This is a genomic window from Hyella patelloides LEGE 07179 (genome assembly GCF_900659865.1).
Classification (GTDB): Bacteria; Cyanobacteriota; Cyanobacteriia; order Cyanobacteriales; family Xenococcaceae; genus Hyella; species Hyella patelloides.
The window spans coordinates 1-25039 of sequence record NZ_LR213854.1 but is presented as its reverse complement, the minus strand read 5'-3'; the positions used below and the strand labels follow the sequence as shown (position 1 = coordinate 25039).

The following is a 25039-nucleotide window of genomic DNA, read 5'->3' as shown; positions in this document are numbered from 1 at the left end:
CCTATATCAATCGGATTTAGGATTACTTACTTTCTGACAGAGCCGCATTTATCACAGGAAGTGTCCACTTTGTAGATGGAGGCTATACTGCTCATTGAATAAATTAATAGGCGTAGCAAGTGCAAGTATTCGAGAAATAAGAGTTAGAGTAAATAGTTTCATGCATTTGGATGATGAATACTTTCATTAACTCATGTTGTTTAGCTTAACCGAACAGTATTGGGCTCTGCATAACATCAGCAAAATACCTTTGACAAAACATATTCAGCAATTAACCAGGCTTCGACTAACCAATAACAATTAAAAATTTAACTTAATACCTCTAATAGAGTAATCCAATAGCTCAATAGGATGCATTACCAAAGGTTGTCGATCTTTAAATTTTAAATGCTTGGTAATTTGCAAAGCACAACCAGGATTAGGAGAAGCAATAACATCCGCGCCAGTGTTTAATAAATTAGTTACTTTTTGCTGTCCTAAATCGTTGGCTACTTCTGGTTGCAGCATATTATAAACCCCTGCACTACCACAACATAAAGCAGCATCTAAAGGCTCTTTTAATTTAATTTTTGGGATTTTTCTGAGTAATTGACGGGGTTGTAAACTAATTTGTTGTCCGTGAAGTAAATGACAAGCATCTTGATAAACAATCTTTAACTCACCTTCTACTAAAGGATGCAATTTGCTAGTTAATTTTATACTTGATAAAAATTCTTGGACATCTTTTACTTTACTGACAAATTCTTGGGCTTTCTCTTTATATTCTGGAACATCTTCCAAGATATGATTGTATTCTTTTAGGGTATGTCCGCAACCAGCAGCATTGATAATAATGGCATCTAATTCTAAATCAGCAAAGCTATCAATCATTTGTTTAGCTAGGGTTTGCGCTTGATTTTCTTGTCCTTGGTGTGCTGGTAGCGCAGCGCAACAACCTTGACTTTTAGGAATGACAACCTCACAACCATTAGCAGTTAAAACTCTAGCTGTAGCTTCATTTACTGGTGAGAAAAATAGTCTTTGCACACAACCTAAAACAACTCCAACCCGATAGCGTTTTTCTCCTTTTGCGGGGATAACTTCTGGTAATGTATCTTGTAAAGAATCTGTTGTAACTTGAGGAAGTATCGACTCCATTGCTGCTAAACGAGGAGATACTTTATCTAATAATTTAGTCTGACGAATTATATCTTGTAATCCCGATTGTTGATAAAGCCAAAAAGCAGGTAAGAAAATTCGTAAACGATTGGGATAGGGAAACAGATTAAAAATTAAAGTTCTAATTAATCGATCGGGTAAATTGCGGGGTTGATTTCTTTCTACTTGGGGACGAGTAGCAGCGATTAATTTATCGTATTCTACACCTGAAGGACAAGTAGTAACACAGGCTAAACAACCCAGACAGCTATCAAAGTGCTGAGAGGTAGCTTTATCAATTGTTGCTTCTCCTTTGTTAATAGCGTCCATGAGATAGATTCTACCCCTTGGGGAATCCATTTCTTTGCCAATTACGCGATAGCTAGGACAAGTCGCAAGACAAAATCCGCAATGGACACAGGTGTCTATTAAGTCTTGCTGGGGAGGATTTTTACTATCAAAATTGGAGGTCATGGTATCTATTTACACACTAATAGGTTAAGGAGTCCTGGAAACTCTTGCACAAGGAAAACAATAAATTACTTGATTACTGTTATTGTAGTGAGTTTTGGTGGGGTTTGTATTGAAGTTTGATAGTAAAAAATTATGATAATTATTATTCACAATACTCGATGACACAAAAATATCCCGACCGAAATTATATCAATTTACAATCGAGATGATTCTTTATTTTTATTTTAATTAAGCTTGATTTAATTCAGAATAAAAACGTTTTTGTTATTGCTTTGTATCCTTCAATTACTTCGATTATCTTGGTTTTTACCTAATTTACGCCTGCTATTTGTGTGTTGTATGATAAACAATAGCTTTTTTGTAAATCAGTTTTGATTATTGAGAAAACAAAGGAATATTAAAAATAAAATGAGGAGGCTCAGTGAAACTTTGCCCAATAAAACTCGGCTGTCTATAATTATTGCCCAAGTGTAAAAATAAATAAATACAAAAAGTTGTGACCCCTGACAATACCAATCTCTCCCACATAATTAATACTTTCCTATTTTCACTCTCTTCTCTAGTATGTCCCATCACACAAGATACAGCTACTTTTTTCCCGTATAATTAACCATTGTTTATGGGAGCTTCAAAGTAACCCTGAATTACATCAAGATACTTTAAAATTGGCTTGTTTAAGCAGTTTATGAGAGCGATTAACAAAGTAATAAAATATAGTACGGATTCTCAAAAATAATGATATGACGATCTTGTAATCGCTCTATAGAAAGTCATACCCAATCCCTTTGAGATGTAGTGTCAATTAAAAATCTGATTCAAATTAACAACGTTCGTTGTATCCCAATAATTCTCAATCTAGAAGATGTTTGTTGGTATTGCTATAGTTCAGTTAAATAATTTTTTAATTAGTAATAATGTATTATTGTTAACAGCTTTAATTTGAGAACACTTGAAATACTGTAAGGAATATTTACTTATCTTTGGCGTATAAACTAAGTTTTTGCAGCACAATAAGGGCAAAAAAAGCAGTATCTTCAATTAAATATCTTTTCCATAAGCGTTTTGGCTCTTGTATCAATCTATAAAACCATTCTAAACCTGCAACACTAATCCATTTGGGTGCGCGGGATGTATAGTCTGCTTCAAATTCAATAGTTGCTCCCACTGCAAAAAAGGTTTTAATATTTTTTAGGCTACTTTTATGTTGATAGATCCATTTTTCTTGCTTGGGTGCGCCTACTCCCACAGCCAACACAGTTGCACCAGAATTATTAATTTGGTTGATTATTTCACGGCATTCTGCTGCATCTTTCTCAAATCCGAAAGGGGGACAATAAGAGTCTACAACTATATCTCGCCCTACTTTGGTATTAATCTTTTCCTGAGCGGTTTTGGCTGCTCCTGGGGAACCCCCCAAGAGAAATATTTTGACGCTCTTATCTTTGCTGTAGTACTTATAAAAAGCAGGAAATAAATCTGAGCCTGAAATTTTTTCTTTGAGAGGAGAACCTAGAAAACGAGATGCTATCATGAGCATCTGACTATCACAAACGCGATAGTCTGCTTTCGAGTAGATCTGGTAAAAATTTAGATCTTTCTGTAGTTTGATAATGTGGTCTACATTGGGAGTGAAAACAACTCCTCCACATTTCAGGTTGTGCAATAGCTCAATCAGACTAACATTATCGATAGAAACATTGAGAATATTAACTGTTTTGGGTTGTGATTGTCGTACAACAATCATATCTACTGGATTCATACCTTAATTTGTTGAAGTTCTTGATAAGTCGAATCAAAAGCTTTGATTTAAACAGTATTACTTGTGTAATCGAAGTATTTTGAGATCATTGTATATAGTTATACACATAGACAAGCTTTAATAAATGTTTGTTAAATTCTGAATTTATGGGATCTAAGCCATAAATCCAAGTTTATTAATTTTAAAGGCAATGTAGTTAAAAACAATTAAATTTACGTGTTTTTGCTTAGGCATATACTACATTATTGGGATAACTATTTCAGTTGAGCAATAATTTGAGAATCAAGCAAAATAGCTTCTGTTAAAAGATCTTCTACTGTTACTCTTAAAAAACAGCGATCGTCAACTTGAAACCTCAACTCAATCCGATCGCTTCCTGGGTTTCCCAGAGGATCGAGTACCGCGAGAGTTCTTGAACCATCACTATCATTGAGAGGTTTCACCTGGGCAAGATCGCTTTCTAAATTACGAGTAATTAGGCGATCGCCATCAAAATAAACTTCTGTCGCTACAGTTTCATTACTTAGTTCTCCAATAATTAGTTCAATACAGGGTTGATTTGCTACGGAAGCTCCTAAAGTGATACTGACAGATTGTGCCATTGGATATGGTTGTCCGCTCTTAATTAAAGGATGCCAACTGTGGCGTTTTTCCCTACTATTCCAGTAACGAATACCATAGCTGTGATAAAGAAAGTCTTTAATTTCTATTCCTTGAGCTACTTGTAATGCTCCTTCTGCAACGGCAGTTAATGGGCGATCGCAGATGATTTTAGTTACTGGAAAATAATTTTTTACCCAAGCTTGTACTTGAGGAATTTGGACAGAACCTCCTACTAACAGAATATTATCAATATTAGTAATTTCCACCCCATTACGTCTTGCCTGTTGCAAAATCTTGTTCATTAATTCATCTAACTGACTAAAAAATTCGTGAGAACTTAACATTTCTGTAAATGTTTCTTGGTTTAAACTTAGGTCATAACTTTGTAAATTTTCATCGTCAAAATAAGCCTCGGCTGCTTCATTTTGTGAAGACAATTTAATTTTTAGTCTTTCTGCTAAACGAGTAGTTAAAGAAGATTTTGGTAAATTTTGTTTTTCAGCAAAATAATCGACTAACCAATTATCAATATCTGCACCTCCAAGATTTTGTCCCACTTTAGCAATTACTTTGGCTAACTTGGGTTTTTGTGCTGTATTTTCTCCTAGTAATCTTTCGCCCCATTTCAGAATAAAACCTGGATTTGAGGCTGTAGTTTCTTCCAATTGAATGAGAGATAGATCAATTGTACCTCCTCCAAAATCAACAACTAACAATAATTTTTGATTTTCTACGCTATAGCCTAAAGCTGCTGCTGTAGGTTCATCTATGATTCTAATTTGCTCAATATCTAAAGAAAGGCAAATATCTGTAAGCCATAAACGATAGACTTCAAAACTATCTACAGGGACAGTGACAACTAGAGATTTGATACTATCTTTTGCTTGCTCTTTTAACTGAGTAATCAGTTTTTGCAGGTACAGTTTTCCAATATATTCAAAACTCAAAGTTTTGCCATCTAACTTTGGCAAGAAACCTTGAATATCTGTGCCGATACCTCGTTTAAAACCACGAAAAAATCGCGGATCGTTAGCTAAATCCAATCCGAGATCGCGCACTTGTTGTCCAATTAAAGCTTGTTCTGTACTAGCATTTTGGAGATAAACTAAGCTAGGAATTAATGGCGGAACATTGGCTATCTGTTGACAGAAATCAGGGATTCTGACTACTACAGCTTGTGCTTTACTAGCATTCCAACGGGTAATTACGGTATTGCTAGTGCCAAAATCGATCGCATAGGAATTAAGAGAAGTAACATTGTTAACCATAGAATCAGTGAAATTATGTAGTTTCAAAAGTATTATTAGCTATTTTAAGAATCTTTTCTGAAAACATACCTCTGATTTTTCCTAGATATGCATCTTAAGAGCAGAAAGAAAGTTTCTAGTAAAAACCCAACCAACCATCATTCATGGTTACTGATAGAGGCAAGCTATGATAGGAGTTAACAGATATTTATTGATTTACACTAAAAGTTAGTTTTCAGGAAAAATGAAAAAATTTGGCTTTCTCGGCAGAGTGATTAGCCACGGAATTACATTGTTGTTAGGAGTATTATTAACCTTTAGTAGTTTGAGGGTAATGTCTTCTCAAGCTGATACTATTGCTTCAACCACTGGTAACGAAAGGAAGCCCACCCAGATAGCACTGCAAGAGCAAGGGAATAAGGCGGTAAAAACTTCTACTAGCTTTGTGAATGCTGCGATCGCAAAAACTGGTCCCGCCGTAGTCAGGGTTGATACAGAAAGAACTGTTTCTCAGCGAGTAGATCCTTTTTTCAACGATCCTTTCTTTCAAGAATTTTTTGGCGATCGCTTTAGAGAGCAAATTCCCCAAGAAAGACAAGTCAGGGGACAGGGTTCGGGATTTATTACTAACAAAAGTGGTATTGTCCTTACAAATGCCCATGTGGTTAGTGGTGCAGACAGAGTAATAGTCACCCTCAAAGATGGTAGAGAGTTTGAAGGTCAAGTTACTGGTACAGATAAGGTAACCGATTTAGCGGTGGTGAAAATTAATCCTCAAGGAGCAGATTTACCCGTCGCGCCTTTGGGAAATTCTTCTCAAGTGGCAGTGGGAGATTGGGCGATCGCAGTTGGTAATCCCGTGGGTTTGAATAATACGGTTACTCTGGGTATTATTAGCACTTTAGCTCGTTCTTCGGCTCAGGTAGGGATTCCTGATAAGCGAGTAGACTTTTTACAGACTGATGCAGCCATTAATCCTGGTAATTCTGGAGGTCCTTTACTCAACGAAAGAGGGGAAGTAATCGGCATTAATACCGCCATTCGCGCCGATGCGACAGGAATTGGCTTTGCCATACCTATCGATAAGGTAAAAGCGATTACAGACACCTTAGCAGCAGGAAAACAAGTACCTCATCCCTATGTAGGGGTACAGATGATTTCTCTCACTCCCGAATTGGCACAGCGTAACAATAGCGATCCCAATTCTACTTTCTTAATTCCCGAAGTAGAAGGAGTATTAGTGATGCGCGTGATGGAAAATACTCCCGCAGCACAAGCAGGAATCCGTAGGGGAGATGTTATTGTATCAGTGGACAATCAAGCAATTAAAACTGCTGAAGATTTACAGTCTCTAGTGGATAAGAGTGGCTTAAATCAAACTCTGAAATTTAAGATTAGACGTAGCGATCGCACTTTAACACTAAATGTGACAACTACTCAATTGGCTCAAATGTCTTAATTAAGGAGGAAGGATCGAGGATTGAGGATTAGGCGATCGAGAATAAGTTGATATATCAATCAAGCTAATATTTTTTAGTTCCTCTTTCCTTTCTCTTCCCTCCTCTTTACCTTAATTTCCTGGCCAAGAAACCTTTAAACTATCAGGATTGCTAAAGTTTCCTTCTAAAATAACTCCTCGCTGATTGGCATGGAGATGGCGGAGAATTTTGTATGCTATTTCAAGGCGATCGCTTGCTTGAATTTTGCTTGCTAAGTCCTCTAGAGAAATAGGTGTTTGGGTATTTTGCAACTCCTCAATTAATTTGGTTTGAATATCCAGCACTGATGCAGCAGCTTTTTTCCCTGCTTCCACACCTGGTTGGTGGTAAGCATTGATATTAACTAAAGAAGCATAAATACCAACTGCTCTTTCATAGAGAGCAATTAACGCTCCTACGGTGATTTCATTTACTTGAGGAATAGTGATCGTAATTGATTCTCGCTGCTTTTCAGATAATGCTTCGCGAGTACCCAGTAAAAAGCCCAAAAGATAATCACCAGAGCTAATATTAGATTCAACTTCTACAGTATCCCCTTCCCGATCTTCCAAGACTTCGACAAAGGTTAAAAAGAAATTATTCACCCCTTCCCGTAGCTGTTGGACATAGGCGTGTTGATCTGTAGAGCCTTTATTACCGTATACAGCAATCCCTTGATTAACTGTCTTACCATCAAGGTCTTTTTCTTTTCCTAAAGACTCCATAATAAGTTGCTGGAGGTAGCGACTAAAGAGCAACAAACTATCTTTGTAGGGCAAAATAACCATATCTTTTTCTCCCTTACCATGACCTGCTGCATACCAAGCCAGAGCAAGTAAAGCTGCGGGATTCTCTTTGATGCTGGATTTTCTGGTCAGAGCATCCATCATTTTCGCACCCTTAAGCATATCTCTGACATAAATACCCTGTAAGGCTGCTGCTGCCATTCCTACCGCAGATAATTCAGAAGTACGGCCTCCTACCCAGTCTCGCATCGGAAAAATGTCTAACCAACGTTCTTCTTTAGCCACCGCTTCTAATTTACTATTTTTCCCTGTAATAGCAAAAGCATGGGCAGAGAAATCTAAGCCATTGTCTTCATAGACTTTTTTGACTTCTAACATCCCGTTACGGGTTTCGGGAGTTCCTCCAGATTTAGAAATAACCGAGACTAAAGTATAAGGAAGGCGATCGCCTATTTCGGTTAAAACCTTGTCTATTCCCGCAGGATCGGTATTATCAAGAAAATGAATCTTTAAAGGAGGGTTATGGGGAGCTAAAGCCTGAGCAACAAATTGTGGGCCTAAAGCAGAGCCACCAATACCAATAGAGAGAATATCCGTAAATTTTCCGCCACTGGGGGGACAAATAACGCCACTGTGAACTTTTTCCTTAAAATCAATAATTTTATTTTGAGTTTCCACTATATCTTGCTTTAATTCAGCAGTGGGGGCTAAATCGGGATCTCGTAGCCAATAGTGTCCTACCATGCGATTTTCATCGGGATTTGCGATCGCACCTGCTTCTGTAGCTGCAATATCTTGAAATGCTTTGTCAAATTTCGGCTCCATCTGAGCGACAAAAGCATCATCAAAATCAATCCGACTGATATCGATGTAAAAGCCTAATTCTTCGTTGTAGTAGAGCCAGTCTTGATAGCGTTGCCAAAGTTGAGCATTATCCATAGGTTTTTTGTTGTTAGCTTTACTGTTACCCGATCAGTCTAATTTAGGTTATCAAGATTATTCTGTAGGTTATAGGTTTTTATAAGTTTTCTAGTCGACAAATTTCCATTTCTCTCTTTTCCCCAGTAATCTGCTCTCTTGTTTAGTACAAAAATATCTGGCGATACCACTACTGAATTTGAATTTCTGAGGGTTTAAGTGCGATCGCTATACGCGCCCCATAGTCGATCTCAGAAATCTTGGGTGCAATGACTTCGATGATAGAAGAGTCTTGAAAATGCCCGATCTTTGTTTCAGGATGAGGATAGTAAACAAATCCTCCGTAGGTTATATTTTTAAAAATTATTTGACAAGGAGAAAAAGAAAAATCTTCTGTGGGGTAATCGGGATGCCATTTAACGTTATGAAAAGTGTATTGAGGCTGAACTACTTGGAACCTATGAGGCGCAATGTCAATATTTAGCGTCCCCAGATAAAATTTGCTTAAATCCAATCCTAATGCGTGAAAAAAAGGTAATTGCATCTCAATAGTGCCTTGTTCATAAGGATTATCTTCAGCAATCCCAGATGCTACCTGATGACCAGATTTGAGAATACCTAATACTTGTTTCATGATGGGAATTATGGGAATTAACTGTAGTGTTCGGTCTATCAACCTAAATCTAAATGGTATTACTTTCACAAAGTCAGAGGAAGCTCCGTCGTTTTATTGATCCTCAAATGGGAACGGCGGAGTCTCTCTTACTACCATTCATTTATTTATTTGGGGATTTTTGAATCTATATCTCTAAGCTGATTTATTTTTTGTTGAAGACTAACACCATCTGTCAATAAAATTTTATTCATAAATCTCTTTTTTCGGACTATCGAATAATCAAGGGCACAGTCTCAATATATAGTGGTATAGAGCTTTAATTTGGGAAATTAAAAGTATGTTGTTACCAGATAACGCTGTGAGTGAAGCCGATTATTGGCAGGGCGATCGCCGTAAATTTCTCAGTGACAGCCAAATCAAAACGATTGCTTTATTTGTGTTTCTCTACTTTTTACTATTTATCGTCGGTGTAATTATTACCGCAGCTTACGGTTATTCTTTACCAGAAAGTCTTTTTGAATATGCAAGTACTTTGAGTACAGTAGGTTTATCTGTTGGTGTCACTTCTGCTGATGCGCCAGTAGGCTTACTGTGGACACAAATAATCGGGATGTTTTTAGGACGCTTGGAATTCTTTACTGTATTTATTGGTACAATCCGTCTCTGTCAAGATGCATTTCCCGTTATTTTTGGTAAAAAGCAATAGTTTAAGTAAACAAAACAGTCTGGAGAAAGAAGACAAAAATCCTAAAAATTATTATATTTAGTACAATCTTATAATTGGAGGCTAAGATTGTGCGTTTAGGAACGCTAATTGGTTTTCTTGCTATTATTATTGCTTTATATATTTTATGGCGTATTAAACAAGTTTTATTGTTAGCTTTTGCTGCGGTTGTCTTTGCCACTGTAATTAATCAACTGGTTAAAGTATTACAAAAAAAACTTAAATTAAATAGAAAAGTAGCAGTTGCTATTTCTGTTACTGGGGTATTAATTTTTGTTGTTGGTTTTATTGCCCTAGTGATACCTCCTTTTATCGTTCAATTTCAGGAATTAGTAACATTAGTTCCCATTGGTTTAGAACAACTTAGTAGTTGGAATGAATGGTTACATAACTTACTACCCAATGAATTGATTGAAGATGTTAGAGGTTTAGGGACTTTAACTCAAAATCTTCAGGCTTGGGCAAATAATTTGGTTGGTAATTTCTTTGATTTATTTACCAGCACTCTAGGTATAGTTCTTAACTCTTTACTTGTCATAGTAGTCACGATAATGCTGCTAGCTAACCCTACTCCTTATAGACAAATATTTTTATTGGCATTTCCCGCCTTTTACCGCCAGCGAGTTCAAAAAATACTGAACGATTGTGAAAAAAATCTCAGTGGATGGGCAATTGGAATATTATTTAATATGGCTGTAATTGCCATTTTAAGTGGTATTGGTTTATGGGCTTTGGGCGTTAGGTTACCTTTAGCCAATTCTTTACTTGCAGGTATTTTAACTTTTATTCCTAATTTAGGCCCAGTCCTGAGTGTTGTACCACCGACTGCAATGGCTTTGTTGGATGCGCCTTGGAAAGCAGCAGCAGTGGTAATTCTTTATATTGCGATCCAACAGGTCGAAAGTAATATTTTGACACCTATAATAATGAAACGACAGGTATCTCTATTACCTGCAATTACTTTACTTTCTCAAGTAGCATTTGCTGTATTTTTTGGTATTTTAGGGCTATTTTTAGCTCTTCCAATCACGGTAGTGGCTCAGGTTTGGCTCAAAGAAATAGTTGTTAAAGATATCTTAGATCGTTGGCAACCAAGTAATCAGAAACAGAATAATCAAAACCGTAATCTAAAAGTTACTAAAAACGTACTTCATAATTGATTTTATTATTATTGATCGATAATACAGAATTTTAGCTGTAAGTTAATAGAATTAGTGTAATAAGCATTAATCCTGAAATAACAAAACAATATATTTGTACCATGAGTATAGTTAATTTACCTCGACCTTTAGGTAGTATTCTCAATCAAGAAACTTCATCTTACAAATCGAGCGATCTTTCAAAAATATTCGATCAGCTAATGATTGCAATGGTTGGTTTACTAGAATGCGATCGCTGTTACCTATATTTTCGTGACCCAAAATTGTCGATCGGTCAAACTCTTCATTGTTATTGTAGAGACCCCAGTATTCCCAATTTGCAAGACAATGAGCCTTATTCTGAGCCTATGTATAGAGCCGAAAAAGACCCCTTATTTGCTGCTGCACTACAATGCGAACGGACTATTTTTATTGATGACCTAGCATCTATTAGTCATAAAGAAAATGATATCGTTTTTTTTCAGCAAAACTATAAAGAGCAAAAATCATTAATTCAAGCTCACATATGTTCTAACAATCAACTATGGGGGATTTTTCAAGCTTCTCAATTCCACCGTCATCGACCTTGGAAACAATTTGATCGCAGTTTAACCTCTACAGTGATAGATCGAATTACTCCCCTAGTTTCTGTATACGTCAAACGAAAACTTCGCCGTACCATACAAGAGATTAACGATGGTAATAATTAAAGAGTAAATAAAAAAAAGAGGAAGAAACCAAAAGTATGAATTTATCTTTCATTTTCTCTTAGCGCGCCTTCCTCAGCATTTATTGTCATCAAAAACCCAAAGTCAGAGGTTATTTTTTAACTAATTATTAAGTAATTAATTACTATCTGCTGTTTATTTAGCGAGACTCTTCTACCTTGATTGGGATTTTCTACTTTTTCTTCTTGGGTGCTTCAACTTCTACCACTTCCTTTTCACCAAAGTTATTGGTGTTAATTCCCGAATAGTTTACCTTATCAAAGCGTACAACCACAGGATAAATAATTCCGCTCTTGTCTACTGATGCGACTGTGCCAAAGTCTTGATACCAATAGGACTCTTTGCGTAAAATTTTTACTTTAGAACCACGTTGAACCATAATTCAATTCTTTTCCTAAAATTGTAAATTACTGATGAAATTAATTTTATCATCTCGACAGAGCCGAGACTTGATTTTAGCGATCGCGATATCCATTATACTTATATAATTTCAATTTAATTGAATACAAAAATCAATCTGTAACAATTATTATCAAATTTATATCAACATAAAAAATGAATTACACGATTCAAGAAAATTAGAAAAAAAGCAACTTTGAAGTTACCTTGAGCGCAAATTTATTTGGTGTTATAAAGTCTGTAATTTCGCTAAAATTTATTTGATAAAGATCGAGCCAAATTAAAAACTTACCCATATTTTTGCCTCAAAAAATTTTATTCATCAACACAATAGTATCAAAAGGCTCAATTGGGGAAAGCTGTCTTATGGCAAATGTAAAAATACTTTACGAACGCTGCATACTATTTAGATAATCATCTGACACCTGACGCTAAATTCAGTTGAAACGGGATCTTTAAAAAATGAATGAGAGCCAAGCAAAGCTTATCAACAGCAAAATTGTAGTTTAATTGGAGCTAATTAGGAAAAATGTACCTTCTTCAATGGAATTGAACTCAACGAGTTATCATTTCATCAAGCTGCTGTTCGAGGGTTTCAAAAGCATCAGTAATAACGAAATCAGCAGATTCTACCTGACAAGCATAATCGGGATTGCGAACTACAAAAAATTTTCGATTTGCTGCTAAGTTTAGATTAATATTTACTTTGTAGCAATTTCCTGCTTTAGATAAATGGTAATCTAAATTAGTAATTGATACTTGACAAGATTGAATTGATTTGTATTGTTTTTTTAATGTAGCAAATTTTTTTTGATTAGTAGGTCTGTATCTTGGTTTTGAGCCATGTCAAAATAATTAATTGTCAATAAGCTATCCATAAAAAGCTAATATTGTATAAAAAATAATTATATATCATAATGTTTTTTAACTATTTTTCTATCTATCTATAGTAATAAATGTTATTCTGCTTTGTGATAGCGAGCTTTTCTTGTTAGACTCCGACCTTTTACAGACAATGCGGGTCAATCGTATCAATAGCTACTGATTTTTGTTCTAACCTTATCCCTTACTTTCTAAAAAACAATTATCAATTAATAAGTATTAAACGAAGTTACAGTAGCCAACAAATTAAGTAAAAAAATACCTTCTATCTTTTGATAGTGACAAAAATTCAACCTAAGATAGATAACTTTTTCCCCAAAACAGTAGAAAATTATGGACAACAAGTAAATACTATTTACTTCTAAAAACTGGGTATAAAAGCCATACTAAATTCGCTTTACTGAGTACAGTTTTGACTAAGACGAAAATATGGAATGTGGTGAGTGTTGACAACTGTTACCGCATAAGACTGATGTCAGAAGGATTTAGTATCGCAATCTGTATACACCAATTGTAGATTTTAAAGAACCAAGGGTTAAAAATTAATGAATACAACTGTAATGAATACAAATACTACCAAATACAATACATATAAGCGTGCTGCGGGTTTATACTACAGTCGTGATGAAGCGGAAGCTGCGGTACGAGAATTAAAAGAAGCTGGTTATGACATGGATCAAGTGTCCGTTATTGCTAAGGATGCAGACAAAGTAGCTGGACACGAAACCACTGAGGAATTTGGGAATAAAGCCGATGAAGGGGCTGCTACTGGTGCATTAACTGGGGGTGCGTTGGGCGGTATTACTGGCTTACTCGTTGGTTTAGGTGTATTAGCTATCCCTGGTATTGGTCCTATTCTGTTAGCTGGTGCAGAGGCAACTGCGATCGCAACTACCTTAGCTGGTACTGGTATTGGTGCTGCTGCTGGTGGTTTAGTAGGTGCTTTAATCGGTTTAGGCATTCCTGAAGAGAAAGCCAAAATATACAGCGATCGTGTAGCTGGGGGCAGTTTCTTAGTTATGGTAACAGGTTCAGCAGCAGAAATCGCTCGTGCCGAATCAATTATGCGTCGTAATGGTGTAGAAGAATTTGATATCTATGGTATTCCAGGTGCAAAAGCCACTACTGTTGATGATGTGGACGATGATCTCAGAACTAGAACTGATGTAGCTGATGACGAAAAAATTAGACTATACGAAGAACGCCTGATGGTTAATAAACAGCGTGAAAAAGCTGGAGAAGTGGCTATTGGTAAGCGTGTAGAAACTGAAACTGCGAGAGTAGCTGTACCAATAGAAAAAGAACGCATTGTCATTGAACGCCGAGATACAACAGACAGAGCGGTAGTCAATCCCGCAAACGTAGATTTTAACAATGGTGAGGTTGCTCGCATGGATGTTTACGAAGAATCGGCAAGCATTGAAAAACAAGCCTTTATTCGCGAAGAAGTCAACATTCGTAAAGAAGTTGACCGCGATACTGTAGAAGCCAAAGAAACTGTTCGTCGTGAAGAACTAGAAATAGAAGCTGACGGTGACGTAATTGAACGATAAATAGTAAAACAATTAAAGAACAAGCATGGATTTGGGAATTAAGGACAAAGTAGCAGTAATTACTGGTGGCGACTCTGGTATGGGTAAAGCTACAGCTAAATTACTCGCAACAGAAGGAGTAAAAATAGCTCTAATCGACAAAACCACTGATGAGTTAAAAACCACTGCTGAAGAAATTAGCAAAATAGGTGAAGCAATACCAGTCACCGCAGATTTAAGAAACCTCGAAGATGTTGAAACAGCAAAACAGCAAATACTTAATCATTTTGGCAAGGTACACATATTGGTTAACTGTGCTGGTATCACTGGTGCAACTAAGGAGTTTCTTCAGTTAACCGATGAAGACTGGTATAAAACCATTGATGTCGATTTTATGGCTGCGGTGCGGGTTTGTCGGGCTTTTATTCCCTCCATGCAAAAGGAAGGTTGGGGCAGAATTATACTCATTGGTTCAGAAGATGCAGTGCAGCCTTATACCGATGAAATGCCTTATTGTGCAGCTAAAGCAGGAGTACTCAATCTAGCTAAAAACTTATCTAAAGCCTATGCCAAAGATGGTATTTTAGTTAATTCGGTTTCTCCTGCATATATCGCCACTCCGATGACGGATGCCATGATGGAAAAGCGAGCTAAAGAAAAAGGAATGAGTTTTGATCGAGCGATTGAAACCTTTCTTGATGAAAAACGCCCTCATTTAAAACTACACCGTAGGGGTAAAGCTCAAGAAGTGGCTGCGGTAATTGCCTTCCTTTGTTCTCAACATTCCAGCTTTGTTGTTGGTGCTAATTATCGTGTTGATGGTGGCTCAGTAGCCACTGTTGGCTAGTCTAAACAGTAATCACCCAATCAGTAATCTCTTAAAAACAATTAATTTACTAATACATGATTACTTAAGTAAAAAATTATTATTAATTGGAGAAAAAAAATGAATAAACTTGCAACACTTTTATTAAGTAGTAGTTTGCTTTTTGGTGCAGTAGGTTGTGATACAGCAAGAACCAGTGCTGATGCACCTGACTCTGTAGATGAAAACCCTGTGGTGGAAGATGCTACAGAAGTTGAAGATAGTTTAGAAGATGCTAGCAGCGAAATTCGCCAAGATCAGTTGAATTCTGATATTCGTGCTAGAGAGCAACGTTACGATGCACTCGGTGAGCCAGAAGATAGAGCCGATTCCGATCTAGAAAGTGAAGTTAGAGCTAAATTAGAAGCTAATATTCCTCGTTCTAAACTGACTGTTGATGCAGAAGATGGCAAGGTGGCAATTGTGGGAACAGTCCCCAATCAAAAAGAATATGAAACCATTGAACCTTTAGCAAAAGAAATTTTAGGGGTTAAAGCTGTAACTATGGAAGTGGAAGTAGTACCTCCTACTGAATCGTAAACTAGAAATAAATAATAAAAAAGATAAGGTTTGGCTATGTCAAACCTTAACCATAAATTAACGGTCGGTTTGAGAAGGCGTTGGGCATTGTCATTCCTTTGAATAATTTTCCTCAAGCTAATACTGGTTTTACTAGTTTCCATAACTCTCTTGAATCTCTTTGATTGCTAAAGCTTCGATTAACCTGGGTACAGCCTTGATTTCATTGCTTTTGTTTTCTACATATTTTTATATACCCTATAGGCATTTACCCTTTTCTTTTCGTTTTTAGGGATGTGTTTCGATTTACGACGGCTTCGCTAGTCCTTTAGGGCATTCAGGACATTGTATTGTTTTTGACTTTTACTTGCGATCGCTTGATTAAAACATCATATCACTATGAGGCAACGCCCGATCAATTTAACGACCCAGTCTAAATTCATCAAATTTAATCACTTCGGAATCAGGCTGACGAGTATCAAAACGATAACTACTAACTATACCTTGCTCTGTATCTAAAACACTAAAAACAGTAATGTCATTACTGGCAATATAGGATAAAGGTTGTCCTGTTTCATCTTGCAAAGGATCGATATTGGGCATAATTGGTTCTAAACCATTAGGATTACCTACTGCAACATTATCAGGACTATTGGGCGGTACTGTTCGAGGATTATCTGATGTGTGTGCGCCATAGCTATTACCAACATTGGAAGATTCTAAAAAGTGCATTCCCGAATCACTTTGAAAACGATTCCACAAATGGGAATGTCCGTAATAAACAAACTGTACTTCCGCAGTTTCTAATAGGGGAATTAAATCGCGAATTATATAGTCATTTTCTTTAGGGTATTCATAAGTAATAGCTTGAATTTCATTGTTACTATCTCGCTGAATGGTTTGTTGAGGACTAGTGTAAGGAGGGACAATATTACCGCCTAGAGTATGGGGAGGATGATGAAACATTACTATCTTGTATTTAGCTTGTTGAAATTCATCACTTTGTAATTCTGATTCCAGCCATTGATATTGTTTACGACCCTTGGCTATCGGTTCAAAAATGTGCTGTCCATAACCCCATCTTTCAGGATGATTAAAATCAGTTGGACTTTCTGCATACCTAGCAGGTAAGTTACGTCTGTTTAATTCAGGAGTTCGCCAAATATTAGTAATGTATAAAGATACTAAGCGAATATCGCCAAAAGTAACAGCATAATATGGTTTTTCTTCTGATTCGCTACCAGGTAAAGAAAAGATTTCTTCGTAGGTATCACTGTTATAAGAATTGTTTTTTATAGTAGTAAGATCGGAAGTATTTTCTATTAGGGATTTATTGCGGGGGACAGCATCATTATATTGTCTGCCGAGAGGTTTTTCTGTAGAGTATCTGCCCATCACTTCATGATTACCGATAGCGGGAAATAAAGGGGCGTATTGAATAATTTCTCCGCCTTTATAGGTAGTAGTGACACCATCTTTTTCTAATTGATAATGAGCTTTTCCCTGTAAACTAGGAAAGAATGCCCCACCTCTGCTATCATCAAACCATTCAGAAGCGCGGTCTGGAATATTAACTAAATCTCCTGCTAAAAATACAGCATCTACTCTATCAATAGTTTCCGCTACTTTCTGTAAATTGGCAGCCGTCATCGGCATTAATTGATGATCTGAAGTAAGCAATATTTTTAAAGGAGTACCAGGTTGTGGTTTACCAGTAAGAGTAAATTGTTGACTACTAACTGTTTCACCCTCTTGTAAACTAACTACCTGATAAGAAATTCTTTGAGGATAATTTAATCCTGTAACTGTTGCTTCGTGTCGCCAAATATCTCTCTGAGTAAGCTGTTCATATTTTGGCTCTAGTTTAGATTCACTGTCTTCTCTGACGCGAGTTAATTGAGTAGTATTTGCAGTTACTTTATTTTCTAATTTTTGACCATATAGAACCCAATGATTCTCCCCAGGAAATTCGGTAAACCAAACAACATTAACAGAGTTAGCTGTGGGTAATTGTAAAAAAGGATCGGTTAACAGAGAAGGCATATTTTGAACTATGTTAGTAGAATAATTGGGATTAGTAAGACCGAAATATAAGACGATGCAAATGACGACACTGATGATTGTAAGAATAAACTTACGAAATTTCATTCTTTTACATTCAATAATTGACCGAGAGGGATGGCGAGGTCTCCTCGCCATATCCAATCGAGGTGTTGACGATTAACCATAGATAATTCTCTCTCTAAGTCCCAATCAAACTTTTGAGGAAACCCCGTGAGGTTGTGGACTCCTGAAAAGAAGAAATTATGATTAAAGCAAGTTGCTGTAAGTAAACTATAAAGCAAGTAGATGAACAATTAGTTAAGAGCAAAGTTTTTGCTCTTTAATGCCTGTTCTTGAGTATTAATAGCTACAGTGGCAATAAAATCATTGTGGGGAATAAAACTAGAGAAAAGCCAATTATCAGCTTTCGCTTGCTCTCCTGAGATTGCTAATATCTTCAATTTAGAGGTTTGATTAACGTCGATTTCTACTGTCTCCAATCCTCCGACTAAACCTTCGCCTATCGCTTTAAGATAAGCTTCTTTGACTGTCCACAAATGAAAAAAGGTTTGGGTTTGTTTTTCTTTGCTTAGACTGGTAATTAATTGTGATTCTGCTGAAGTAAAAAATCTCTGAGCAATTTTATGACATTCTACATTACTGCGTAAATATTCTACATCTATGCCAATTAATTGATGATTAGTAAAAGCATATAAAGCGATATCTTGAGAATGAGAAATATTAAATTGTAGATTGCTATTAGCTAGTTTTGGTTTACCGCGACCGCCATAACTAAAGACAATTTCTTGACTAGCTATATTTAAATAACCACTAATAATTTGTCTTAAAAATCCCCTCGCAGCAACAAAACGATTTCTATGTTGGGGAAACCGAAAGCGTTCTGCTCTCTCTTTTTCATCTAGAGATAAAATGTTATTTAACTCGGTAATTTGTTTCGTAGGTATTTTGAGATTTGCTCGCCATAAATGCACTTGATTGTTATTGAATATTTTTAAGCTGGAAGGTGGCTTTTCCCAATTTAGATCCCGATTTATAATTTTCATTCCTCAATATATTGATTAATTAATATAAGAGCAAACAGCCGTTTGCCTCTACCAACCAATAATTAACTATTTAATTTTCTATATTTTACGCCAAAGAATAAAGCCAAAATTATAGAAGGTAGTAGAACAATTATTAAAGCAATAGTATTAGTTGGGTTTAAAGGTAAAGCTTGCCCACCATACTTAATTAATACCGATAAGAGAAGAGAGGCGATCGCTATTTTGATAATAAGTCCTATTTGATTATTCATTTCTTATTAATTTTTCGATATTTACACTGACTCAGATTCCGTATTTATTTCTATATATTTTGGCTTTTACTCCTATACAATATTATTTGCAATCATACTATGTATTATTTTGTACGATATTTTATAACTGAAAGCAATGGAAGATATCCCAATTTTAAGAGTAAATACCCTTGTCGATGAAAATGATGGTAGTGCCACCGAAGGAGCAGGTTTATCCCTCCGCGACGCTGTCTTAATTGCTAATAGCACTCCTGGCGACGAAATTATTGAGTTAGAATCCAATGCGGTATATGACTTAACTATAGAAGGAATAGACCCTGAATCTATTTTTGTTGATGAAGATTCCGCCACTCAAGGTGACTTAGATATTGGTAGCACAGGAGGTAAATTAACCATTCGTGGTTTAGAAGAAGGTGCAACTATTGATGCCAATCAAATCAATCGAGTAATCCAAGTTCGCGATGATTTTAGGGATAATGCAGCAACCCTCATTTTAGAAAATATCACTATCACAGGGGGTCAAGCCATTACTGAAGATATTACAGATGATGGTGGTGGTGGAATATATATTGATGGAGATGCCACAGCAGAATTAATCAACTGTAATGTTACTGGAAACTCTGCACCTGGGGGCAAAGGAGGAGGAATATCCAATAACGGAACTCTGACTGTACGTAACTGTAATATTGACGATAATTCTGCTGGTGATGGGGGAGGTATTTCTACTTCCTACGGAGGTACTCAAATTTTTGACAGTACTATTACCAATAATAGTGTCAGCTTAATCAGTAGTGGTACAGATATTGGTTCTGGTGGGGGAATTCAACATGAAGGACTAGGTCTCACAGAAATTACTAACAGCACCATAACTAACAATACTGCGGGGTTTCGCGGTGGCGGTGTAGTGGGAGATGAGTTTCTAGGTTCAAAAGGTTCAGTTACTATTACCGATAGTGTTATTAGAGAGAATACGGCTAATGATGGTGGTGGAGTAGGTTCTAGCGGTGTAGAAACCATGACCATTGAAAACACCACAATTGAAAATAATATTTCTAATCGCGGTGGTGGAGGGGTCAGCATTGGCAATATTCTTGACGAAGTAACCATTACCAACTCCACAATTCGCAATAATAATGCAGGCACAAATGGCGGTGGTATTGATTCTGGTGGTACTCTTTTTCTCCGACAAAGTAATGTCAATGGCAATACTGCTGGTGCTGATGGTGGTGGTGTCAACTCGTCTCTCTCTACTGCCGTAATTTCTGACTCTATCATCGACAATAACAGTGCGGGTGATGCTGGTGGCGGTCTAAAAGATGTGGAATCAATCAGAAATACAACTGTTAGCAATAACAAATCCGTTGGTTCTGGGGGAGGGATGTTTACCCTCGCTCCAGGTATTATCATCAATAGCACCTTTAGCGGAAATGAAAGTCAAACCTTCGGTGGCGGTCTTTCGATTACAGGAAATCCTACGGGTTCGGCAGTTGCAATCGCCAATTCTACTATTAGTGGCAATAGTGCTAGAGATAGTGGTGGTGGAATTAGTATTGGCGGTAGTCTTATTGTCGATACTCCTAATAACTACGGTGTAGATTACACCTCTGAGGTACAAACCATTGCAGGTGAGATAGTTGCGACCAACGTTACTATTACAGGAAATATCTCTGATAGTGATAATAATGGTGAAGGAGATGGTGGCGGAGTTAATAATGCTAAATCTTTTGTTACTGGTAATTCCGACCCCACACAAGGAGTGAGAAATAGATTTGGTTCGGGAAAACTTACTTTAGTGAATTCTATCTTAGCTGGCAATTTTGACACCCCTGACAATAGTGGTGAAGGAACAATTGAATCTGATATTTCAGGTGCAGCTAAAGGTAATGCCAATAATTTAGTTGGCAATCTTACAGGTTTGACTATCGAAGAAGTTTTTGTCGCACCAGAAGCAGAAAGTTTGGGACAAGGAGGCGATCTTTCAGAGATTAATCCTTTATTGGGTGAACTACAAGATAACGGTGGTGCAACTTTTACTCATGCTTTGTTAGCAGGTAGTCCTGCCATTAATGCTGGTAATAACAATAATCTTTTCCAAGAAACTTTTATTGATATTAATAACGATAATGAACCCACTACCATAGACTTTAATGGTGATGGAGATAATGATGACGCAATACCTTTCGACCAAAGAAGAGGAGAGTTTAGTCGTATTTTTGATGGTACTGTCGACATAGGTGCTTATGAAGTTCAAGAAGTTCTACCTGAGCCAGAGCCTGAACCTGAACCCGAACCAGAGCCTGAACCCGAACCAGAGCCTGAACCCGAACCAGAGCCTGAACCTAATCCCGATGGAGTTTCACTAGATACAGATATCTTCCGCTTTCAAAACAATGATGTTCCTGGTACTTATATCTATGTCAGAGATCGAGAAGCGCAAAACATTCGAGATAACTTTAATAACTTCACCGAAGAAGGCAGAGCTTTCCAAGTAGCCGTCGAACCAGGGGACAATTTGAGACCGATGTATCGTTTTCAAAATGAGATGAAACCTGGAACATATTTATTTGTCACAGAAGAGGAAAGAGCCAATATTAACCAGAATTTTGCTGAAAGCTTCACCGAAGAAGGATTAGCTTTTTATACCTATGGTGCAAATAGTGAATTGGGGACGGATTTTTCCCGTTTTCAAAATACCGAGCAACAAGGAACCTATATTTTTGCCACGGGAGAAGAAAGAGATAATATCCGCAATAATTTTGCTAATTTTGTCGAAGAAGGTATTGCTTTTAATGTTGAAATCTAAATAAAAGCGATCGCTATTTTGAGTATAAATCCTATTTGATTATTCATTTCTTGTTAATTTTTCGATACTTCCACTGATTCAGATTAAGTATTTATTCGGCTCAATTTTGGTTGTTACTCCCATACAATATTACTCGCAATAATATTTTAAGGTATTGCTTTTAATAGTGAAATCTCAGTGATAGCGATCGCTATTTTTTAAATAAATCTAAATTTACAATCTATTTTTGATAAATGGTTAGATACTGTCAACTGACTTAATTCATTAGGTTAAGAATAATTTGCGGTTTTTCGATATATACAAAAATCAATCTAGCATTACCCATACAAAATTCAATTTCTTGGCTCAAAATAATGACAGAAACAATTTTAAGAGTAACTACTCTAGTTGATGAAAATGATGGTAGTGCAACTGAGGGAACTGGTTTATCTCTTCGTGATGCTGTCTTAATTGCTAACAGTACTCCTGAAGATGAAATTATCGAATTAGAATCCGAACAAGTTTACGATCTAACTATTGAAGGTAATGATTCAGATCTGATAACACCAGCTAATTTTGGAGATTTGGATATTGCCAGCACGGGAGGTACTTTAACTATTCGTGGTTTGGGTGAAGGTGCAACCATCGATGCCAATGAAATCAACCGCGTGCTTCATGTTAAGGATGATGACAATGATAATGGAGCAAATTTAGTTTTAGAAAATATCACCGTTACAGGTGGTAAAGCCATCACTGAAGATTTTTTAGACTCAAATGGTGGCGGAATTTTAATCGATAATCTGGGAAGCGCAGAACTTGTTAACTGTAATATTATTGGAAATTCTACCAGCAGTAATGACGATAATGGAGGCGGAATTGCTAATGAAGGAAGTCTTTCTTTAAATAATTGTGTCGTTAGTAACAATGTTGGTGGTGAAGGCGGAGGCATATATACCCATTACGGTGTTACCACTATTGTTGATAGCACAATCACCAGTAATAGTGTTAATGGAATAGCTGCATCTACTCCAACGGGTGCTGGTGGAGGAGTTAGTCACAGAGGTGCTGGCACAACAGAAATTGACAATAGCACCATCTCTGAGAATACTGCTAATTCTAGAGGCGGAGGTGTCTATATCGATGATGGTTTTGGCTCAGAATCCAGAACGGGTTCATTGAGAATTGTCAATAGTACCATTAGCGGCAATACCGCTCCATCTGGTGGAGGATTACTCTCTGGCACAGTAGAATCTTCTACTATCGAAAATACCGTTATTGAAAACAACACTGCTGATTTTGGTGGAGGGGTATTTAATGCTGGAGGATACCAATCCAATGATATGGTGATTGAAAATAGCACCATTCAAAATAACATTGCTCGTGGTGATGGCGGTGGTATTTTTTCTGATGATGGTCTAATAATTAGAGACACCAATATTAGCGTGAACACAGCTAATGGAGATGGTGGGGGTGTAGATGGAGACTTGGGTAATGTCAGAATCTTTGACTCTACTGTTGATAGTAATTCTGCTGGTGGTAATGGTGGAGGTCTCGAAGATATTAATATAATCAGAGGCACCACGATTAGCAATAATAGTGCCGTTGGCGATGGTGGTGGAATTTCTTCAGGCATAGGAGTTATTCTCGATAGTACTATTAGCGGTAATAGTACTGATGGCTCTGGTGGAGGGATTTTTACTGCTGGTGGTCTGTTTCAGTATTATGTAACTGCAATCGCTAACACGACTATTAGTGGTAACAGTGCCAAAGAATACGGTGGCGGTATTGACATTGTTGGTGGCTTGGATAGCTTTATCGGAACTGAACCATCTCCTGGTACTAGAGAACTATTTAATGCTGGTGTCGTAGCTACCAACGTGACCATTACCAATAATTTGGCTGATAGTGATAACAATGGTAGTGGTGATGGTGGTGGAATTCATAATCCTAGCTATCTTGATACTGGCAACAGTCAAATCATCCCAGGAAAACTCGATCTAAGTAACTCAATATTAGAGGGCAATTTTGATACTCCTGAAAATAACGGAGAAGGAGCAATTAATCCTAATATTTCAGGTCCAGCTAAAGGTAATGCTAATAATTTAGTTGGCGATCTTACAGGATTAACTATTGCCGAATTTTTTGTTGCACCAGAAGCAGAAAGCTTGGGACAGGGAAGCGATCTTACAGGTATTAATCCCCAATTAGGTGAACTACAGGATAACGGTGGTGAAATTCAAACCTATGCGTTATTAGCTGGTAGTCCTGCTATTAATGGGGGTAATAACGACAATATTTTTCGAGAAACTTTTGTTGATATCAACGGTGATGGAGAACCCACCACTGTCGATTTTAATGGTGATGGTGATGTTGATGATGCTCTTGCTTTCGATCAAAGAGGAGAAGGATTTAGTCGTATTTTTGGCGAGACTGTAGATATAGGTGCGTTTGAAGTCCAAGAAGTTTTGTCCGAACCCGAACCTAATCCCGAACCTAATCCTGAACCCGAACCTGAGCCTGAACCTGAACCTGAACCCGAACCTGAGCCTGAACCTGAACCCGAACCTGAGCCTGAACCTGAACCCGAACCTGAGCCTGAACCTGAACCCGAACCTGAACCCGAACCTGAACCCGAACCTAATCCCGATGGAGTTTCATTAGATACAGATATCTTTCGCTTTCAAAACAATGATGTTCCTGGTACTTATATCTATGTCAGAGATCGAGAAGCGCAAAACATTCGAGATAACTTCGATAACTTTACCGAAGAAGGCAGAGCTTTCCAAGTAGCGGTCGAACCAGGGGACAATTTGAGACCGATGTATCGCTTTCAAAGTGAGATGAAACCTGGAACATATTTATTTGTTACAGAAGAGGAAAGAGCCAATATTAACCAGAATTTTGCTGAAAGCTTTAGCGAAGAAGGATTAGCTTTTTATACCTATGGTGCAGATAGTGAATTGGGAACAGATTTTTCCCGTTTTCAAAATACCGAGCAACAAGGAACATACAGCGGTTTGCATCTAAATGTGGGACAATCAAGCATTGTAAAAGTAGATCGTAAATGAAAGCTTATTCGGTGGATTTTCGAGAGAAGATAGTCAGCGCGATCGAGAAAGGTGATAGTTCAGTA

18 protein-coding genes are annotated in these 25039 nt (G+C 37.1%); 9 read left to right on the top strand and 9 right to left on the bottom strand.

Annotation, left to right across the window (positions count from 1 at the left end):
* Positions 1 to 300 precede the first annotated feature (300 nt).
* The 3 genes from H1P_RS15140 to H1P_RS15130 all read right to left on the bottom strand — a co-directional run bounded on the left by H1P_RS15140 (position 301) and on the right by H1P_RS15130 (position 5241).
* Entirely contained in the window at positions 301 to 1611 is a 1311-nt protein-coding gene (locus H1P_RS15140) for a (Fe-S)-binding protein (protein WP_144868566.1), read from the bottom strand.
* 970 nt (positions 1612 to 2581) lie between these two features.
* Positions 2582 to 3370, bottom strand: a complete 789-nt coding sequence (locus H1P_RS15135; RefSeq protein ID WP_246141712.1) for a WecB/TagA/CpsF family glycosyltransferase — start codon at positions 3368 to 3370, stop codon at positions 2582 to 2584.
* Between the two features lie 254 nt (positions 3371 to 3624).
* Positions 3625 to 5241 carry an Hsp70 family protein gene (locus tag H1P_RS15130; RefSeq protein WP_144868564.1) on the bottom strand — a complete coding sequence of 539 codons (1617 nt, stop codon included), beginning with the start codon at positions 5239 to 5241 and terminating at the stop codon, positions 3625 to 3627.
* A 223-nt stretch (positions 5242 to 5464) separates the two neighbouring features.
* On the opposite strand from H1P_RS15130, the gene H1P_RS15125 reads away from it, so the two are divergent.
* Entirely contained in the window at positions 5465 to 6679 is a 1215-nt protein-coding gene (locus H1P_RS15125) for an HhoA/HhoB/HtrA family serine endopeptidase (RefSeq protein ID WP_144868562.1), read from the top strand.
* Between the two features lie 111 nt (positions 6680 to 6790).
* Here H1P_RS15125 and H1P_RS15120 read toward each other — a convergent pair whose 3' ends face one another.
* Together H1P_RS15120 and H1P_RS15115 are read right to left on the bottom strand one after the other, a co-directional pair.
* Positions 6791 to 8383, bottom strand: a complete 1593-nt coding sequence (locus H1P_RS15120; RefSeq protein ID WP_144868560.1) for a glucose-6-phosphate isomerase — start codon at positions 8381 to 8383, stop codon at positions 6791 to 6793.
* Between the two features lie 169 nt (positions 8384 to 8552).
* A complete protein-coding gene (locus tag H1P_RS15115; RefSeq protein WP_144868558.1) occupies positions 8553 to 8996 on the bottom strand; it encodes a hypothetical protein in 444 nt (147 codons plus the stop codon).
* 319 nt (positions 8997 to 9315) lie between these two features.
* Here H1P_RS15115 and H1P_RS15110 point away from each other — a divergent pair, with 319 nt between their 5' ends.
* The 3 genes from H1P_RS15110 to H1P_RS15100 all read left to right on the top strand — a co-directional run bounded on the left by H1P_RS15110 (position 9316) and on the right by H1P_RS15100 (position 11551).
* Positions 9316 to 9684 (top strand): potassium transporter TrkG, encoded by a 369-nt coding sequence (locus H1P_RS15110; protein ID WP_144868556.1) that lies wholly within the window; start codon positions 9316 to 9318, stop codon positions 9682 to 9684.
* 89 nt (positions 9685 to 9773) lie between these two features.
* On the top strand, positions 9774 to 10862 hold the full coding sequence (locus tag H1P_RS15105; RefSeq protein WP_144868554.1) for an AI-2E family transporter: 1089 nt from the start codon (positions 9774 to 9776) through the stop codon (positions 10860 to 10862).
* Positions 10863 to 10963: 101 nt separating this feature from the next.
* Positions 10964 to 11551, top strand: a complete 588-nt coding sequence (locus H1P_RS15100) for a GAF domain-containing protein (RefSeq protein ID WP_144868552.1) — start codon at positions 10964 to 10966, stop codon at positions 11549 to 11551.
* Positions 11552 to 11741: 190 nt separating this feature from the next.
* On the opposite strand, the gene H1P_RS15095 is transcribed toward H1P_RS15100, so the two are convergent.
* A complete protein-coding gene (locus H1P_RS15095) occupies positions 11742 to 11948 on the bottom strand; it encodes a photosystem I reaction center subunit IV (RefSeq protein WP_144868550.1) in 207 nt (68 codons plus the stop codon).
* Between the two features lie 1447 nt (positions 11949 to 13395).
* Between H1P_RS15095 and H1P_RS15090 the strand changes: the two genes are divergently transcribed.
* The 3 genes from H1P_RS15090 (at position 13396) to H1P_RS15080 (ending at position 15787) form a co-directional block, all read left to right on the top strand.
* Positions 13396 to 14403 carry a DUF2382 domain-containing protein gene (locus H1P_RS15090; RefSeq protein ID WP_246141711.1) on the top strand — a complete coding sequence of 336 codons (1008 nt, stop codon included), beginning with the start codon at positions 13396 to 13398 and terminating at the stop codon, positions 14401 to 14403.
* Between the two features lie 25 nt (positions 14404 to 14428).
* Positions 14429 to 15229: an SDR family NAD(P)-dependent oxidoreductase gene (locus tag H1P_RS15085; protein ID WP_144868548.1), complete on the top strand. Its 801-nt coding sequence runs from the start codon at positions 14429 to 14431 to the stop codon at positions 15227 to 15229.
* A 99-nt stretch (positions 15230 to 15328) separates the two neighbouring features.
* Entirely contained in the window at positions 15329 to 15787 is a 459-nt protein-coding gene (locus tag H1P_RS15080; protein WP_144868546.1) for a BON domain-containing protein, read from the top strand.
* A 399-nt stretch (positions 15788 to 16186) separates the two neighbouring features.
* Here the strand turns inward: H1P_RS15080 and H1P_RS15075 are convergent, their stop codons facing one another.
* The 3 genes from H1P_RS15075 to H1P_RS15065 form a co-directional block, all read right to left on the bottom strand.
* A complete protein-coding gene (locus H1P_RS15075) occupies positions 16187 to 17809 on the bottom strand; it encodes a purple acid phosphatase family protein (protein WP_144868544.1) in 1623 nt (540 codons plus the stop codon).
* A 314-nt stretch (positions 17810 to 18123) separates the two neighbouring features.
* On the bottom strand, positions 18124 to 18873 hold the full coding sequence (locus tag H1P_RS15070) for a 4'-phosphopantetheinyl transferase family protein (protein WP_144868542.1): 750 nt from the start codon (positions 18871 to 18873) through the stop codon (positions 18124 to 18126).
* A gap of 62 nt (positions 18874 to 18935) precedes the next feature.
* Positions 18936 to 19124, bottom strand: a complete 189-nt coding sequence (locus tag H1P_RS15065; protein ID WP_144868540.1) for a hypothetical protein — start codon at positions 19122 to 19124, stop codon at positions 18936 to 18938.
* Positions 19125 to 19260: 136 nt separating this feature from the next.
* On the opposite strand from H1P_RS15065, the gene H1P_RS36125 reads away from it, so the two are divergent.
* Together H1P_RS36125 and H1P_RS36120 are read left to right on the top strand one after the other, a co-directional pair.
* The gene (locus H1P_RS36125; protein WP_186375980.1) at positions 19261 to 21927 is read left to right on the top strand and encodes a choice-of-anchor Q domain-containing protein; all 2667 of its coding nucleotides are present in this window, start codon (positions 19261 to 19263) and stop codon (positions 21925 to 21927) included.
* Between the two features lie 353 nt (positions 21928 to 22280).
* On the top strand, positions 22281 to 24974 hold the full coding sequence (locus H1P_RS36120) for a choice-of-anchor Q domain-containing protein (protein ID WP_186375979.1): 2694 nt from the start codon (positions 22281 to 22283) through the stop codon (positions 24972 to 24974).
* The last annotated feature ends 65 nt before the right edge of the window (positions 24975 to 25039 follow it).